This is a genomic window from Rhodospirillales bacterium (genome assembly GCA_016712595.1).
GTDB lineage: Bacteria > Pseudomonadota > Alphaproteobacteria > Rhodospirillales > Defluviicoccaceae > Defluviicoccus.
The window spans coordinates 1,655,911-1,672,039 of sequence record JADJQT010000001.1 but is presented as its reverse complement, the minus strand read 5'-3'; the positions used below and the strand labels follow the sequence as shown (position 1 = coordinate 1,672,039).

General features: G+C 65.2%; 14 protein-coding genes. 9 read left to right on the top strand and 5 right to left on the bottom strand.

Annotated features, from left to right (window positions below; genetic code table 11):
• The first annotated feature begins 28 nt into the window (after positions 1-28).
• From IPK66_07560 to IPK66_07530, 7 genes are all read left to right on the top strand, one after another.
• A complete protein-coding gene (locus IPK66_07560) occupies positions 29-3,106 on the top strand; it encodes a CHAT domain-containing protein (protein ID MBK8175111.1) in 3,078 nt (1,025 codons plus the stop codon).
• 19 nt (positions 3,107-3,125) lie between these two features.
• On the top strand, positions 3,126-5,150 hold the full coding sequence (locus tag IPK66_07555) for an adenylate/guanylate cyclase domain-containing protein (protein MBK8175110.1): 2,025 nt from the start codon (positions 3,126-3,128) through the stop codon (positions 5,148-5,150).
• Between the two features lie 14 nt (positions 5,151-5,164).
• Positions 5,165-5,917, top strand: a complete 753-nt coding sequence (locus tag IPK66_07550) for a hypothetical protein (protein MBK8175109.1) — start codon at positions 5,165-5,167, stop codon at positions 5,915-5,917.
• Between the two features lie 457 nt (positions 5,918-6,374).
• Positions 6,375-7,430, top strand: a complete 1,056-nt coding sequence (locus IPK66_07545) for a hypothetical protein (protein MBK8175108.1) — start codon at positions 6,375-6,377, stop codon at positions 7,428-7,430.
• 448 nt (positions 7,431-7,878) lie between these two features.
• Positions 7,879-8,172: a metalloregulator ArsR/SmtB family transcription factor gene (locus IPK66_07540; GenBank protein MBK8175107.1), complete on the top strand. Its 294-nt coding sequence runs from the start codon at positions 7,879-7,881 to the stop codon at positions 8,170-8,172.
• Positions 8,169-9,236 (top strand): permease, encoded by a 1,068-nt coding sequence (locus IPK66_07535; protein MBK8175106.1) that lies wholly within the window; start codon positions 8,169-8,171, stop codon positions 9,234-9,236. Before IPK66_07540 ends, IPK66_07535 begins: the two co-directional genes overlap by 4 nt.
• Before the next feature lie 17 nt (positions 9,237-9,253).
• Complete coding sequence (locus IPK66_07530) at positions 9,254-9,490, top strand: thioredoxin family protein (protein MBK8175105.1); 237 nt, start codon at positions 9,254-9,256, stop codon at positions 9,488-9,490.
• 166 nt (positions 9,491-9,656) lie between these two features.
• Here IPK66_07530 and IPK66_07525 read toward each other — a convergent pair whose 3' ends face one another.
• From IPK66_07525 to IPK66_07505, 5 genes are all read right to left on the bottom strand, one after another.
• Positions 9,657-10,085 (bottom strand): hypothetical protein, encoded by a 429-nt coding sequence (locus IPK66_07525; protein ID MBK8175104.1) that lies wholly within the window; start codon positions 10,083-10,085, stop codon positions 9,657-9,659.
• A 168-nt stretch (positions 10,086-10,253) separates the two neighbouring features.
• Entirely contained in the window at positions 10,254-10,667 is a 414-nt protein-coding gene (locus tag IPK66_07520; GenBank protein MBK8175103.1) for a DsrE family protein, read from the bottom strand.
• A gap of 84 nt (positions 10,668-10,751) precedes the next feature.
• Positions 10,752-12,509 (bottom strand): FAD-dependent oxidoreductase, encoded by a 1,758-nt coding sequence (locus tag IPK66_07515; protein ID MBK8175102.1) that lies wholly within the window; start codon positions 12,507-12,509, stop codon positions 10,752-10,754.
• A gap of 396 nt (positions 12,510-12,905) precedes the next feature.
• Positions 12,906-13,286: a hypothetical protein gene (locus IPK66_07510; protein ID MBK8175101.1), complete on the bottom strand. Its 381-nt coding sequence runs from the start codon at positions 13,284-13,286 to the stop codon at positions 12,906-12,908.
• A 235-nt stretch (positions 13,287-13,521) separates the two neighbouring features.
• Positions 13,522-13,971, bottom strand: coding sequence for a hypothetical protein (locus tag IPK66_07505; protein MBK8175100.1), 450 nt, complete (start codon positions 13,969-13,971; stop codon positions 13,522-13,524).
• Positions 13,972-14,310: 339 nt separating this feature from the next.
• Between IPK66_07505 and IPK66_07500 the strand changes: the two genes are divergently transcribed.
• Positions 14,311-14,400, top strand: coding sequence for a potassium-transporting ATPase subunit F (locus tag IPK66_07500; protein MBK8175099.1), 90 nt, complete (start codon positions 14,311-14,313; stop codon positions 14,398-14,400).
• 11 nt (positions 14,401-14,411) lie between these two features.
• Positions 14,412-16,121 carry a potassium-transporting ATPase subunit KdpA gene (kdpA, locus tag IPK66_07495; protein ID MBK8175098.1) on the top strand — a complete coding sequence of 570 codons (1,710 nt, stop codon included), beginning with the start codon at positions 14,412-14,414 and terminating at the stop codon, positions 16,119-16,121.
• The last annotated feature ends 8 nt before the right edge of the window (positions 16,122-16,129 follow it).

Here is a 16,129-nt window from a genome sequence, read left to right as displayed (position 1 = left end):
GATCCTTCGCCCCATCGCCGAGCGCCTCATGGCCGCGATACTGATCGCGCTCTGCGGCTGTGAGGCAGGAGCGTTCCACGCTGCCGGTCCGGCGCCCGCCGCGCCGGCTGCCCCCGCCGCCAACAGCGGCGTTGCCCAGTCGCTCGGCACCAACCGCATCGGCGAGCCGTGCCGACTGACCGCGGCACCGCGCGATGCCGCGCCGAAGGAGAGCGCCGCCGCCTACGACGCCTTCTGCGGTCGCTGGGAGGCCCCGAGCGGGCGTATCCTCAGCGTTGGCGGCGACGCCGAACCGGGGACGCTTGCCGCCGGTGGCTGGTGGCGCGATCACCTGGAGGAAGCAACCGCGTGCGCGGACCCGCAACCGGCAACCATCCTCGGCGACGTGCCGGCGGTCGTTCTTGATTGCGCGCTGCGCCCCGGCGGCTGGCCCTACCGGGCGGTGGCAGCGCGGATCAACGATCGCGTCTTCCTCGGCGACGCCATTCCGGCGAGCGAGGCGGCGATGCAGCGGGGCATCGGCCTGCTCGCCAACCACCCGGTCGAGCCCGCCGCCGGGAACGAAGGAGAGCGATCCGCCGCGGCACCGTCGCCTGCCCCAGAGAGCGACGCCGCCAACGGCCTTTACAGCGCTGGTGATCTTGCCAGCTACCGCGCCCTGCTGCGCCGCGCCCAGTACGAGAACTTCCTCGGCAATCATTCCGAGGCCGAGCGGCGCTATCGCGAGGCGCTGGCGCTCCAGCAGCGGTTGCTGCCCGGCGACAAGGGTGGCCTCGCCTTCGTGCTGATGCACCTGGCGCTGGAACTCAGCAACCAGCAGCGATTCAGCGAGGCCGACGTGCTGTTCTCCAGCGCCGGCGAGCTGCTATCGGCGTCGACCGATGCCACCGACGAGGCTCGCTGGACCAGCTACAAGGCGCTGCACTTCGCCAACCAGAGGCGCTACGCGACGGCGCTCGAATGGGCGAGGCGGGCGAGCGCGCTGCGCCTCGAGCTGGCCCGCACGTCGCGCCCCGATCTGTTCCGCCGCTTCATCGGCGCTGTCGAGCCCGGCCAGTTCGCCGAGGGCGACCGCGCCGGACGAATCGGCGAGCTGGTGATCGGCGGCGAGGCGGAAACCGCGCTCGGTGACATCGTCCAGAGCCGCTATCTCGAGGCGGCGATGCTCGTCCGTCTCGACCGCGCGAGCGAGGCGGCGGCGCCGCTCGCCGAGGCCGAACGGGTGCTCGATGCCGATCCGCGGGCACCGCGGCGATGGATGGCGCCGATTCTGCTGCTCAGGGCCGAGATGTTCGAGCGCTCCGGCGATCTCGGACAGGCCGAGCGGACGCTGCGCGAATGCATCGAGGCGCAGCGCGCGGTCTTCGCCGATGCGCGCATCGAAGGCCTTGCCGAGATCGCCCTCGGCCGGGTGCTGGCGGCAAACGACCGGCCACAGGAAACTTTGTTGGCATTCGAGCGCGGCTTTGCGATCCTGCGGGAGCAAGGCGGCGGCCTCGCCATGGACGAAGCGCTCCCCTACTTCCGCACCGCGCTCAACGAAGCGCAACGCCACCCCGAGCAGCGCGCAGAGCTGTTTGCGGCGATGTTCGCGGCCGGACAACTGGTGCGCGGCACCGTCACCGGCCAGACCATCGCCCTTGCCGCGGCACGGCTCGCCGCCAGCGACAGCGAGAGCGGCAGCCTGATCCGCGGATTGCAGGACGCCCGCCGCCGCCGCGACGCCCTCGCGCAGACACTCGCCGAGGCCCAGGCCAGCCCGACGACGCTGCCGCCGCAGATCACCATGGTGGAGCAGCAGTTGGCGGCCGCCAACGCCGACGTCGCCCGCCTGGGTCGGTCCGTCCAGGCGGCGATGCCGCGCTACAACCAGCTCATCGACGCCCCGGTCGACATCGGCCAGGCGCTCGCCGCTCGCCATCCCGACGAGGCGCTGGCGCAGATCCTCGTCGGCCGCGACGGCTCGGTCGGCCTACTGATCGACGGTGAAGGTATCGAGGTCTACGAGATCGCGCTTCGCGACGACGAGGCACGCGCGGCGGTGGCGCAGTTGCGCCGGCCGTTCGACGCCAGCATCGGCGCTGCCTTCGACGTCGAGGTCGCGCACCGGCTCTATCGCACCCTGTTCGGCCCGGTGCAGGACCGCCTCGCCCGCTCCCGGCACCTGGCGGTGGTACCGAGCGGCCCCCTGCTCAGCCTGCCGTTCGCGGTGCTGGTCAGCGAGCCGGTCTCCGCGGTGGTCGACGGCGACTACACACGGGTGCCATGGCTGGTTCGCGACCATGCGCTGACCCTGGCACCGTCGGTGCAATCGTTCATCCAGCTTCGCACGGAAGCTGCACGCTCGCCGGCGCCGCGCCCGTTCATCGGGTTCGGCGACTTCGTGCCGCCGCGCGATCCCGACGCCATCCTCGCCGCAGTCCATCTGCCGCCGAGCTGTCGCAGCGAAGCCCTCGTCATCGCCGAGTTGCCGCGCCTGCCCGCCACGGCGACCGAGGTGCGTACCATTGCCGCGACGATGGGGGCACCGGCGAACGCGGTGATCCTCGGCGCCGACTTTACGGAAGCGACGCTCAATCACACCCGGCTCGACGACTACCGGGTCGTCTACCTCGCCACCCACGGTTTGCTGCCCCAGCGACTCGACTGCTGGGCGGAGCCGTCGCTGGTCGTCTCCCGCCCCGTGACCGGCGAGGACGGCAGCGACGGGCTCCTGGTCGCCAGTGAGATCGCCGAGCTGAAGCTCGACGCCGATCTCGTGGTGCTGTCCGCGTGCAATACCGCGGGTCCGGCCGGGCAGTCGGGGGGCGAGAGCCTGTCCGGCCTCACCCGCGCCTTCTTCTATGCCGGCGCCAGGGCACTGCTGGTCACCCACTGGCAGATCCCTGACGCGCCGACCGTTCATCTGATGGTCGGGCTGTTCCGCGGCATCGCCGAGCGTAACCTTTCAATCGACGAAGCCCTGCAGGCAAGCCAAGTCGCGGTGGCGAGCGAGCGCGCGACCTCGCACCCGCTCAACTGGGCGGCGTTCACCGTCGTCGGCGACGGCTACCGGCAACTCGACATTCCTCGTCCGCTGGCGGGTGCGCCCGCCGCCGCCGGATGAGCGCCGCGGTGAGCCCCCGGTGAACGGCTCGTACCGGCGCACCGCGCGGCTGTCGGCGCCGTCGCAGATGGATCGCGGGGCGGCAGGCGGCGGCGCGTTCGCACGGCGTCTCGGGGCAGCACTGACGGTGATGGTGCTGATTGCCGGTGCGGTCCTCGCCGGCGATCTTGCCGTGCGCATACTGCCGGCGATCGCCACGGCATCATACTGGGCCGAAGACGTCTGCATCGCGCTGATGTCGCCGCCGCAGCCGCAGCACCCCGACATCGTCATTGTCGCGGTGACCGAAGACACGCTCGCCGCCCTGCCCTACCGCTCGCCGCTCGACCGCGACTTCCTCGCCGGTCTGATCGAGCGACTCGAAGACGCCGGCGCGCGCGCCATCGGCCTCGACATTCTTCTCGATCAGCCGACCGAGCCGGAAAAGGACGCACACCTCAGCCGGGTGATCGAGACCGCGCCCATCCCGATCATCGCCGGCTACGCTACCCCCACGGATCTGCTGACCCCACGGCAAGCGGCCTTTCTCGATCGCTACGTTCCCGCGAGCCAGCGCGGGCTGGTCAATCTGATGACCGACGGCAAGCTCGGCACCGTTCGCTGGATCATCACCAACCGCAGCGAGAACGGCATCACCACGCCCGGCTTTGCTGCGGCACTCGCCCGCGCCGTCGGTGTCGAGCCGCCGGCAGAGGCGGTGGCACTCGCCTACCGGGCGCCGCCTGACAAGACGAGCCCGCCGTTCCGCACCTACCCAGCGCACACCCTCGCCCTGCTCCCCAAGGCGTGGTTCGCCGGCAAGGTGGTGTTGATCGGCTCGGACCTGCCGCTCGCCGATCGCCATCGCACACCGTGGGCGGCGCGCGACGGCGTTTCCGCAGGCTCCCACGCCGGGGTCGCCATCCACGCGCAGGCGCTGGCCCAGCTGCTGGACCGGCGCTCGCCGCCAGAGCTTGGGCGGATCAGCACCCTCGCCATCCTTGCCGGCGCGGCGGTGCTGGGCCTGCTGCTCTCCACCATCCACCGCGCGCTGCCGGTGCAGATCGGCACCGCCGCCGGCGGCCTCGCGGCGCTGTGGGTCCTTGGCTTCGGGTTGTTCCGGCTGAGCGCGCTGATGTTGCCGCTGGTGGCGATGAGCCTCTCCTATGCGCTGGCGTGGGCGGCCGGCAATGCCCACTGGCGGGGCACCGCTTGGCGCCAGCGCGAGTTCATCCGCCAGGCGTTCTCGCAGTTCACCGCACCGGCGATCGTCGACCGGCTGATCGCCAACCCGGAACAACTGCGCCTCGGCGGAGAAAAACGCCACATCACCACCTTGTTCACCGATCTCAGCGGCTTTACCGCGTGGTTCGAGCAATCGGACCCCCAGGAGGCGCTAACGGTGCTCAGCCAATACCTTAGCGGCATGGCGCAGATCGCGTTCGAACACGGCGGCACGATCGACAAGATCATCGGCGATGCCCTGCACCTGCTGTTCGGCGCGCCGCTCGACCAGTCGGACCAAGCGACGCGGGCAGTGCGCTGCGCGCTGGCGATGGACGCCTTCGGCCTCGACTTCTGCGCCCGTCAGCAGGCGCAAGGCCAGGGGTTCGGTGCCACCCGCATCGGCGTGCATGCCGGCCCCGCCGTGGTCGGCAATTTCGGAGGCGACCGATTTTTCAACTACACCGCCTACGGCGATACCGTGAATACCGCCGCCCGCCTCGAGAGCGCCAACAAAAGCCTCGGCGGCCGGGTGTGCGTCAGCGGCGCCGTTGTCACCGGCTGCCCGGACCTGGTGTTCCGCCCGGTGGGCGCGCTGCGCCTCGTCGGCAAGGAGCATCCGGTCGACGCGTTCGAGCCGCTGGCTGCCGATTCACCGGCGCTCACCGATCTTGCGAAATATCTTGTCGCCTTTCGCCTGATGAAGGACGATGACCAAGCTGCCCTGGGAGCATTTGAGCAATTGCGGTCCAGTCGTCCTGACGACTGGCTCTATCGGCTACATGCGGGACGACTGCTGCGGGGCGAGCAAGGAACGCTTCTGGTGTTGAAGGACAAGTAACCATGGGGATGGGGATGGCCAGGATCATTGCGACCGCAGCGCTTCTGGTTGTGCTGGGCACGCGCGGCAGCCTCGCCGCCGACCTGGTGGTGATCGAGTCGACAGCACCCGGGCTCGTGCCGGGGCAGATTGTGGGCACCGGCACGCCGATCACATTGGCGTCCGGTACCGGCATCAAGGTGGTGGCCGAGGACGGCCGCGTTCAATCGCTGACCGGCCCCTATTCCGGTGCGCTCACCGCATCGCCCGGCGGCGGCGGTGATGCCAACGTCGTCATCGCCATCGCCCGGCTGTTCAATACCCCGACGGCGGAAACCTCGGCGCTCGGAACCTTCCGCGGCGCAGCGTCACCGGGCGGCGGCTTCCGCGGTCCAGCGCCCGACAACGGTGCGTCGAGCGAGGCGAGTGCCGGAAGCTGGCTCATCGATGTGCGCAGCCCGGCACCGCAGTGCGTACCGACGGCAACCGCGCCGCAACTGTGGCGGATGGATGCGGTGCGCGATGCGACGCTTGTCGTCGAACGCGCTCCTGATGGCAACGGCGCCCTCGTGCGCTTTCCTGCCGGCGAGACGACGGCGGCGTGGCCGGACGGCGTCGCGGTGGAGACCAGCGACTATCTCGTCCGCGAGACCGCGGACGCCTGGGCGAACACCGTCAAACTGCGCGTCATTCCAGCCGGCGCCGCCCGCGACATCGAGCAGGTGGTGTGGATGTCCGACAACGGCTGTGCTTCGCAGGCGAAGGCGCTGCTGACCGCCCTGCGATAGCCTCCAGACGCCGGGGGCGCGGGCCGCTTGGCGCTTGGCGGCGCGCTTCCGGATCTGCCCGGCAGGCATTGTCAGACGAACGAACGGGCTGGCATTTGAGCACGCCCGGCCCCGTCGCCTCTGCAGGCTCTCGATGTCTCTATGGCCTGCCATGGCGTTTCATCGGGCATCAGAAATTTGAGCGCCGCCTCGCGATCCCGGCATTCTGTGGTGAAGGAACAACGGCAGATCATTTATTTATCGCATAGACCATTCGAGACATTTAACTTGAGATTCGTGGGCTATCGTGCCAAAAATATAGTATATGAAGGTCTATTGGGGGGCCTTTTAAGCAAAATGTCGTGATACTGGCGCGCTTCGGGCGCGCCATATGCTTGTCTTTTCTTTGAAGGGAATCGACATGTTCTTGACTGAACCTGGACGTGTTTTGGCGTGCCTGGTTGTTTTGGGGGCTGGCTTGGCGCAGATCGAACACGCGCGGGCACAGACGGTCATTCACACCTTGGAAGAGTTACAGAATATCCGGAACAATCCGGCCGGCGCCTACATTCTCGGCAACGATATTGATGCGGCAAAGACGGCGTCGTGGAACGGCGAAGCTGGCTTTCTGCCGATTGGCACTGAAGCGGACCCGTTTACCGGCGTTTTCAACGGCAATGGTCGCCAGATCCGCAACCTTTACATCAACAGCGCTGCCTCGCGGGTCGGACTGTTCGGCCAGATCGGTGCCGGCGGCGTGGTGCACAACATCGTTCTCATCGCCGGCTCGGTGACCGCCAAAACGACGGCTTACAGTGCGGTCGGCGGGCTTGCAGGCGGCAACGCCGGCACCATTGCCAATGCCTATGCGCGGGTGACCGTGAACGGCGACGCCCTGCTCGACGAAGCGACCGGCGGGCTGGTCGGAGTTAACAATGGCACCATTCGCAAATCCTACGCCGGTGGCATGGCGAGTGGTGCCGACACCGGAGGTCTCGTCGGCGACAACTTCGGCACCGTCGAGACCTCGTTCGCCACAGGTCGGGTAACCGGCGGCACGGGCGGCTACCGCGGCGCGGGTGGCCTCGCCGGCAACAACTACGGCTCGATCGCCGAGTCCTACGCCACCGGGCCGGTGTCCGGCACCTACGGACGCGTCGGGGGCTTCGTCGGCTTCAACGAAAACGGCACGATCAGAGACTGTTACGCCACCGGTGCCGTGCGCGGCCTTGGTATCCTCGGTTCGGCACAGTTCTTCGTCGGCGGACTGGTTGGCGAGAACAACGGAACTCTCGCCGACTCCTACTCAACCGGCAAAGTGACGGGCGCGAGTTCCTACCGGATCGGCGGGCTGATCGGCAACAACGAGTCGACAGTGACGACCAGCTACTGGGACAAGCAAACGAGCGGCCGCTCGACCAGCAGCGGCGGCACCGGCCTGACGACGGCACAGCTCAAGGCGAGCTTGCCCGCCGGCTTCGACGCCGGAACCTGGTCGATCCTTCCCACCGCCAGTTACCCCTTCCTTCTGTAGGGAGCCGGCGCCCGCCTCGCCGAGACCGCCTGGGACCAGCAAGCGACAGGCGGCCGAGCGGCCAGGAAGCGGGCGCAACAGGCTCTCGAAGGGATTGGAACGGCGTTATCAGCCTGGAAGGCCGGCGCGGAAGCGGCCTGCTCGACAAGCCGGGGGCGCTTCGGCACCGCTGCACAAGCCAACGTCAAACGCCGAGGTGGGTTGGCGATAGAGTTGTAATAAAACGGAAAATTATACCCGGGCGCAGGTCGCTTGGTCCGACAATGCCCAGACGCCATCGACGCAAGCTGCGTCGCTGTCGTCGTCGTGCTCTTGTCGATCGATGAACCAAGGAGCCAGGCGCGAAATCTCGCGAAAGCGAAGGCCGCGAGGTTGATTGACCGGATGACTTAAGCATCGTATTATGCGCTTAAGCGCATATGCTGGAAAGCTGAGGTAGATGGAGTAGATGAACGTCTCGCAAGTCCTTTCAGCGCTGTCCGAACCGATCCGGCTCAGCGCCCTCAAGATCATTTGGGACGGCGGTGAGCATTGCGTATGCGAATTGATGGAACGCTTGGACGCAACGCAGTCGAGAATGTCGCGCCACATGAGCGTGCTTAAAGCCGCAGGTCTAGTCGTCGACAGACGCGACGCGCAGTGGGTCCGCTACAGGCGCAGCCCCGATCTTTCCAAGGCGATCGCCCGGATCGTCGACGCGGTCCTCGCGGCGATGGGTGATGAAGGAAAGATCGCCGCATGATCACGGAATTACTCACGGCTCAGGACGGTGATCGCAAAGAAACACCCCTGTGGGTCTGGTCTGTCGGTCTGGCCCTCGCGCTGGTTCTCTGGGTGCTCGTCTATGGTCAGCTCACTACGACTTCCGAGTGGCTGGTCTCGTTTCTCCCCGTTTCGCGAGCAAGTCATCTCGGCGAAGCGCTCGTTTTCTTCTTCTATGACACGCCGAAGGTCATGCTGCTACTGACGCTCGTCGTGTTCGCGATGGGGGTCGTGCGCAGCTATTTTTCCCCGGAAAAGACACGGGCGTTGCTGTCGGGCAGGCGTGAGGGGGTGGGCAATGTCATGGCGGCGGGGCTGGGCATCGTCACGCCTTTCTGCTCCTGCTCGGCAGTGCCCCTGTTCATCGGGTTCGTTTCAGCGGGCGTGCCGCTTGGCGTGACGTTTTCGTTTCTCATCGCCGCGCCGATGGTCAACGAAGTCGCGCTTGGCCTCCTCTTCGGTCTTGTCGGCTGGCAGGTCGCGCTGACCTATCTCGGCTTCGGACTTGGCATCGCCATCATTGCCGGATGGCTGATCGGCCGGGCACATCTCGAGGGCTGGCTTCAGGAGTGGGTCAAGGAAATCCATGCCAGCGGCGGCGTATTGGTCCCTGACCAGGAGCTACGCCTCGTTGACCGGATCACGTTCGGAGTCGAGGCGGTCAAGGACATTGTCAGCAAGGTCTGGATATGGATCGTTGCTGGCATCACCGTCGGCGCGCTGATTCATGGTTATGTCCCGGCCAATCTCCTGGCTGACATTATCGGCGCGGATGCCTGGTGGTCGGTGCCGACCGCGGTCCTCTTCGGCATCCCGATGTACACGAACGCCGCAGGCGTAATTCCGATCGTTGAGGCGTTGCTTGGCAAAGGGGCCGCCCTCGGCACGACGCTCGCCTTCATGATGTCGGTGATCGCGCTATCGCTGCCGGAGATGATCATCCTGCGGAAGGTTCTGACGCTCCGGTTGATCGCCGTCTTCGTCGGCGTCGTCGCTTCCGGCATCCTGGCTGTCGGATTTTTGTTCAACATGCTGTTTTCCTGACATCGAGGAGGCTCCCGATGAAGGACGTGAAGGTACTTGGGCCCGGCTGCAATCGTTGCGCGATGACCGAGGCGATGGTGAAGGATGCAGCCGCGAGGCTCGGACTCACCGTCAAGATCGAAAAGGTGACCGATTATGCCGAGATCGCGAAGTTCGGCATCGCATCGACGCCGGGGATCGTCATCGACGGCAAGGTTGTCCACGCCGGCGGTCTTCCGAAAGTCGACGCTTTGGAAAAATGGCTGCGGGCGTGACGCTGTAATTAGTGCCGGACGCGCACACAGGCGCCCGAGCATTTCATCAACGCCACGAAACAGCATTCATATGCGCGCTCCCCCCATGCCGGCGTATCTCGCCCGCAGATCCGGTGGTGAGCGGCACTATGAACTCGAAGCATAATCGGCGAGCCATCTTCGCCCACTACTCGACTCTGAAGACCGCGTGGCAGGCACGGCATTGGGCTGAAATGTCCTCAAGGGCGCTTATTGTCTTTTTCCAGTCGGCGCCGGACGGCTCTGCCGGCACAGACGCAGCGGCATCGGCGAAGTCTACGGCGGCGCGGTGCATGGCCATGCCCATCTCGCGGAACTCGATGGGCATGAACCGGCCGAACCCTTTGCCGCCACCAATCGCCAGCGCGGTTCTCGCGACCTTCGCGGCCCCGGCGAAGTCAGCGGCGGCCAGAGCTGCGATCACGTCGTCGAGCGAGTCCATATGATGACGCATCTCCTCCATGAATGCCGCGCGCACGTCGGGCGGCAGTTCCACCGGCGTGCGCGGATCCTCAGCCGCGGCGGGCATCGCCGTCAGCGCGGCAAGGAGCAAGCCACCCGCAGTGTACGAACGCATCTCTCCCTCCTCCTCATCGCAGGCACGGCCACGACGATAACGCGGGGACTGCCACCAACACGCCGGCAATCGCAGCCATTGCCGAGCCCCGCCCGCGTCAATGCATTTCCGCGTTCAACGATGATCGCCCGCTCTTACGAGCCCCCCAGGAGCGTCATCAAGTCGGAGTCACCAGGTCAGCGTCTGGGTGCCGTCCTTGAACAACAGGCCGCTGGTCATGTCCGGGTTGCCCACCTTTACACCCTCGATCAGATCGCCGTCCTTGACGCCGTAGTGCTTCATGCACATCGGGCAGACGATGACGGTGGCGCCCCTGGTCATCAACTCGGCCAGCATCTTCTGTTGTTCGGCGAACGTGCCGGCGTGCTCCCGGGACGCCAGCAGCACACCCTTATCGTTCAGCCAGACGGTCAGCGGGTGGCCACGTTCCATCATCGCCTTGGCGAACCCCATCGCCATGTCCGCACGATGGTTCTCGTCGCTTGTCAGGTTGACGAAAAGCGAGCCGCCGGCATCAGCTGACACGGGCCCCGTCATCAGAAAAGTAAGCAGCGCGAAGACCGCTAAGATTGTCCGCACCATGGTCCGCTCCCCTACACTGTCCGTTTCAAAATGAACCGCATATGTCCAATCCCTCCATGAACACTTACGGACGCGCCACAACGGTTATGATGATGTCATCGCAGCCTTGGTCATGCTGTAGATGCGCTTGGCCAGACCATATCCGCCGTAGAGGTTGCGAACATCACTCCATCCGCTGTTCAGCAGGATCTGTTGGGCGAGGTAGCTGCGATATCCGCTTCCGCATTGCAGCACGACTGCCCCTTCCCGCGGAATCTCGTCCAGACGCTCGCGCAGTTCGTCGAGGGGAATGTTGATCGCCCCCGGCAAGTGGCCATCTGCGAATTCGCGCCGGGTCCGGACATCAGCGAGGAAGGGCGGCGTCTCGCTCGCCTGCTCGTTCAACAACGTGAGCGGTGAGGCGCCAGGGCTGGCTCCGCGATAGGCATTGGCAGCAACGAAGCCGGCCATCACGGCGACATCTTTGGCGGAGCCAAAGGGGGGCGCGTAGCAGAGATCGAGTCCCTCCAGATCCTCCACCGACATACCGGCATGAATGGCGGTCGCAAGGACGTCGAGCCGCTTGTCGATACCCTCCTGGCCGACGGCTTGCGCGCCGAGCACGCGCCCGTCGCCGGGCGCATAGAGCAGCTTCAACAGCATCGGCTTGGCACCGGGGTAGTAGCTGGCGTGGTTCGGGCCGACGACGTAAGCGACCGCGACATCGATCCCGGCTCGTCTCGCCATCTTTTCGCCAAGCCCGGTTCCACCGGCGACGAGCCCACCGACGCGAACGATGGCGGTGCCAAGCACGCCGCGCATGCGTAGACGCCGGGGGTCATCCTGTGCGGCGCCGGCAAGATCCATGGCGGCATTCTGACCGGCGATGCGCCCCTGCTTATTGGCGGGACCGGCCAGCGGAATGTTCACTGCATCGTTCGTCGGCAAGAACACGGCTTCACAGTTGTCGCCAGCGGCAAAAATGAGCGGATCGGACGTCCGCTGGCGCGCATCGACGGCGATCGCGCCGGTCTTGCCGAGTCGCAGCCCCGCTGACTTCGCCAGTTCAACGTTGGGGCGAACGCCAGTGCCGATGATCGCGATGTCGAACGTCACCTCATGACCGCTCTTCAGCGTCGCCTTCGAACGGTTGCCAGCGGCGTTGATAAAGGCCACGCCATCATTGAGGATGACACCAACCCCCGCTTCGCGCAGCTCCAGCTCGATCGGATAGGCCATCTCCTTGTCGAGCGGCCCCATGAGCTGGTCCTGTGCTTCCACGACGGTCACCCGAAAGCCCCGCCGCATGAGCTGCTCGGCACATTCGAGTCCGATGTACCCGCCGCCAATGACGAGCGCCTGGAGGCCGGCGTCCTTCACGTTCAAGAACGCCCCATCCTTTCCCTCACGCGGTAGCAGCTGCGAGAGGCGCAGCATGATCGCGTCCACGTCGGGCACCGTCCGGCAGTAGAACATGTTGGGGCCATCGAGACCCTTGATGGGCGGCACGATCGGAACCGTGCCGGTGGCGAGGATCAGACGATCGTAAGTGAGCGTGGCCGGGCCGGTCTCAGGGTCGATGTAGGCCACGGTGCGCTCGCTGGCGCGGATCGCCTCGATGGCAGTGTTCAACCGCACGTCCACGTTGAAGTACCCGGTGAAGCGCTCGGGGTTGCTGACAAACAAGGCGTCGCGCGACGCGATCTCTCCGCCCACGCGGTAGGGTAATCCGCAGTTGGCGTAGCTCATGTACGGTCCACGATCGAACATGACGATTTCGACGGACTCGTTTGTCCGTCGCGCTTTCGCTGCGGCTGACGCGCCCGCTGCAACACCGCCGACGATGATGATGCGGCTGGTCATCGGATTGCCTCTTCTTGTCCTTGGGCTTCGAGGGGATCGCCACCCTCGGCGGCTTCGTATACGAGGAACCGACGGTTCTTGCCCGCATGCGGCGTAATGGTCCGAAAGTTTTGACTGGTAACGGCAATCTTCATTCTCGCTAACCTCGCACTTCACGGGACTCTGTGCTTCGATGGGTGCCCCAGCCGCAGCCGGCAAACAGACCGAATTGCGGCTTACGGTCGCCGATGCTGGCGACCTTGCGGCCGGGCTTCCCTTCCTGATCAGGCCCTTCAAAATCCCGGCTTGAGCACCTTTTAGCCCCGATATCGCAAACAGGCATTCAAACCGGCCTGTCGGCTCCCGAAGCCGGGAGGTTCGAGTATAGCGATCCTTGCGAGCCCTCAATCAGTCCCGTCAGGCGCGAAGGCGATATTCGCTGATCGTCTCGTCGACACGGTCGCGCAAGACCTTGAGAAACTGAGTGATATTCTCGAAAGGCTCGTGATCGATACCGTAAGCCGCCAGCAGGCCCTCTTTGGCGTCGCGATAGCGGCGCTCCGGCTCCCCCACTGTCGCCCTCATCAAGTTCGAGAGTTCGCTTTCCTCGGTGAACAGCGTCTTGAGCGGGGCGTAGTCTGGCGGTAATGCCCTGAGCTGCTCGGCGAGATCGAACAACGCCTTCTGGCTCTTCTCGATGCGCGGATCGTCCGGACGGGCGAGGACGTGTTCCGCCCGCCCTTCGGCAGCGGTCTCGATCTCTTCGATCAAGGCTGTCTTCCAAGCTTCGAATTCCATCGCCTTCCTCCTCTTCCTTAGTTTCACCGGAGAGCGTCCGACGCGAGGGCCACGGCCTTCGCGCCCCGGCGCCCCGCGACACTCGGACGCCTTCTCGAGGCAAAACAGGCAAATAATATACCTGATTAAAAATAGGTATACTAAATGCCCGTTATTGGCAAGAGGCGAGTTTATGCCCTTGCAGCTGTACACTTTTTCAACTCCACGGGAGGTTGTCAGACCAATCCAGCTTGAGTCAGGCGTGGATGATCGGTGGCTTCGGCGAACGCAAAATTCCTTCCGTAGAATTCTCGATCGAGAGTCGGCCACGATACGCGCACCCCCTCCCCAGCAGAGCATCCTGCTGTTCAAAGAGCCGCCACAATTTCTTAACAGCGATATTGGCTACCATAGAGAGAGAGCGTGGGGTTGCGTGGCTTGCCCCGGACAGCCGCGCGGCGATGGCTTCCGCCTCCCCCGGCGTGCTCAGGTCAAGTCGGCGCACTTTGGCCAGCACCTCCGCGGCCGATAGCATTTGCGGCGTCCGCACAGCCTCCTCGATAAGGGCGAGCAGTTCCCGCTGGAGGGAGCGATGATGCCGCGCCGCACATGCTTTCAGCCACTGGATCACATCGTCCGGCGCGTTTTTGATCGACAGATCTACCGGCTTACCGCTGGTAGCAAACCGGCTCCATTTCAGAGCCACAACACTGCGCGTGATCGTGGCCGAGACGAGGCTGGCGTTGTTGTAAACGAAGTTATCAGACCAATCCGGCTTGAGGCGGGTTGGTGGGACTATGCCCCGTCGGGTGCGCTCGGAGTCAGTTACAACTTCTGATGCTACCTTAGGTTGCTCAAAATATATACGGGATTCCTACATGAAACGGGCTCGTTCCGGCTCGTTTCTTTATGCACGCGACGTCATGTTGCTCGGTAACGGATGGGAAACTTCAAATGCTCGATGCCTTCGCCCTGATTGCGGTCGTTGCGGCCTTCGCGGGCGCCGCCGCGTATGCGTTTGTCTGTGAGCGGCTGTGATTATCCGATGCTGATCGATTATGTGCTGGGCGGCGGCGTGGCATTGGCCATTCTCGTCTACCTCGTCTTCGCCCTTGTCCGGCCCGAACGGTTCTGAGGGAGCGTCCCATGACCCTCGTCGGGTGGGTGCAGATCGCCCTTTACGTCGCCCTCATCCTCGCTCTCACCCGGCCTTTGGGCGGCTATATCACCCTGGTTGTGTCTGGTAGGCGACCCCCGCTTTCGTGGGTGCTCGCGCCGATCGAGCGCGTGCTCTATCGCGCCGCCGGCGTCCAGCCTTCGACGGAACAGCACTGGCTCACCTACGCGCTCGCCATGCTGATGTTCAACCTCGCGGGCGTCGTGGTGCTGTACGCGCTGCAGCGCCTGCAGGCGGACCTGCCGCTGAACCCGCAGGCGATGGCAGCGGTGCCCCCCGACCTTGCGCTGAACACCGCGATCAGCTTCGTGACCAACACCAACTGGCAGAACTACAGCGGTGAGGCGACGATGAGTTATCTGGTGCAGATGGCCGGGCTCACCGTGCAGAACTTTCTGTCCGCCGCCACCGGCATCGCGCTCGCCATCGCACTGGTCCGTGGTTTTGCCCACCAGTCGGCGACGACCATCGGCAACTTCTGGGTCGATCTCACCCGCATCACCCTTTACCTGCTGCTGCCGCTGTCGATCGTCATCGCCCTGGTTCTCGTCTCTCAGGGCGTACCGCAAAACCTCGACGCCTTTGCACAGGCGACGACGCTGGAGGGAACGCGGCAAGTCATCGCTCAGGGTCCGGTCGCGAGCCAGGTCGCCATCAAGATGCTCGGCACCAACGGCGGCGGATTCTTCAATGCCAACGCGGCCCACCCTTACGAGAACCCGACGGCACTGTCCAACCTCGTCCAGATGCTGGCGATCCTCGCCATCGGCGCCGCCCTGACCAACGTCTTCGGCCGCATGGTAGGCAATGAGCGGCAGGGGTGGGCGATCCTCGGCGCGATGCTGATCCTGTTCGCGGCCGGCGTCGCCATCACCTATTGGGCCGAGGCGCAGACCAGCCCGGCGCTGGCGGCACTCGGTGTCGATGCCTCTGCCGGAAACATGGAAGGCAAGGAGGTGCGCTTCGGCATCGCCCTGTCGGCGCTGTTTGCGACGATCACCACCGCGGCATCGTGCGGCGCCGTCAACGCCATGCACGACAGCTTCATGCCGCTGGGCGGGATGATCCCGCTGATCAACATGCAACTCGGCGAGGTGATCGTGGGCGGCGTCGGCGCCGGGCTCTACGGCATGCTGCTGTTCGCCGTCCTTACCGTGTTCATCGCCGGGCTGATGGTCGGCCGCACGCCCGAGTACCTCGGCAAGAAGATCGAGACACGCGAGGTAAAGATGGCGATGCTTGCAATCCTCTGCCTGCCACTGATGATGCTGGTGCTGACCGCCGTCGCCGTGGTGCTGCCGGCGGGCACCGCGAGCATCCTGAACGCCGGCCCTCATGGATTCAGCGAGGTGCTCTACGCGTTCACGTCGGCCGCCGCCAACAACGGCAGTGCCTTCGCCGCGCTCAGCGGAAACACCACGTTCTACAATCTTGCGCTGGCGTTGGCGATGTTCGTCGGCCGTTTCCTCGTGATCATTCCGATGCTGGCAATCGCCGGCGCCCTCGCAGCCAAGAGAACCCTGCATGCGTCACAAGGCACCTTTCCGACGGATGGCCCGCTGTTCGTCGGTCTGCTGATCGGCGTCGTGCTGATCGTCGGCGGCCTGACCTTCTTCCCCGCTCTCGCCCTCGGTCCCGTCGCCGAGCATCTCGCGATGCTGGCCGGGCTGACGTTTTGAAGAGGGCA

Excerpts from the sequence above, each read along its gene's own strand:
- IPK66_07560 (MBK8175111.1), top strand. The coding sequence starts at position 29 with ATGGCCGCGATACTGATCGCGCTCTGCGGCTGTGAGGCAGGAGCGTTC.
- IPK66_07550 (MBK8175109.1), top strand. The coding sequence starts at position 5,165 with ATGGCCAGGATCATTGCGACCGCAGCGCTTCTGGTTGTGCTGGGCACG.
- IPK66_07540 (MBK8175107.1), top strand. The coding sequence starts at position 7,879 with ATGAACGTCTCGCAAGTCCTTTCAGCGCTGTCCGAACCGATCCGGCTC.
- IPK66_07535 (MBK8175106.1), top strand. The coding sequence starts at position 8,169 with ATGATCACGGAATTACTCACGGCTCAGGACGGTGATCGCAAAGAAACA.
- IPK66_07530 (MBK8175105.1), top strand. The coding sequence starts at position 9,254 with ATGAAGGACGTGAAGGTACTTGGGCCCGGCTGCAATCGTTGCGCGATG.
- IPK66_07525 (MBK8175104.1), bottom strand. The coding sequence starts at position 10,085 with ATGCGTTCGTACACTGCGGGTGGCTTGCTCCTTGCCGCGCTGACGGCG.
- IPK66_07520 (MBK8175103.1), bottom strand. The coding sequence starts at position 10,667 with ATGGTGCGGACAATCTTAGCGGTCTTCGCGCTGCTTACTTTTCTGATG.
- IPK66_07515 (MBK8175102.1), bottom strand. The coding sequence starts at position 12,509 with ATGACCAGCCGCATCATCATCGTCGGCGGTGTTGCAGCGGGCGCGTCA.
- IPK66_07510 (MBK8175101.1), bottom strand. The coding sequence starts at position 13,286 with ATGGAATTCGAAGCTTGGAAGACAGCCTTGATCGAAGAGATCGAGACC.
- IPK66_07500 (MBK8175099.1), top strand. The coding sequence starts at position 14,311 with ATGCTGATCGATTATGTGCTGGGCGGCGGCGTGGCATTGGCCATTCTC.
- kdpA (MBK8175098.1), top strand. The coding sequence starts at position 14,412 with ATGACCCTCGTCGGGTGGGTGCAGATCGCCCTTTACGTCGCCCTCATC.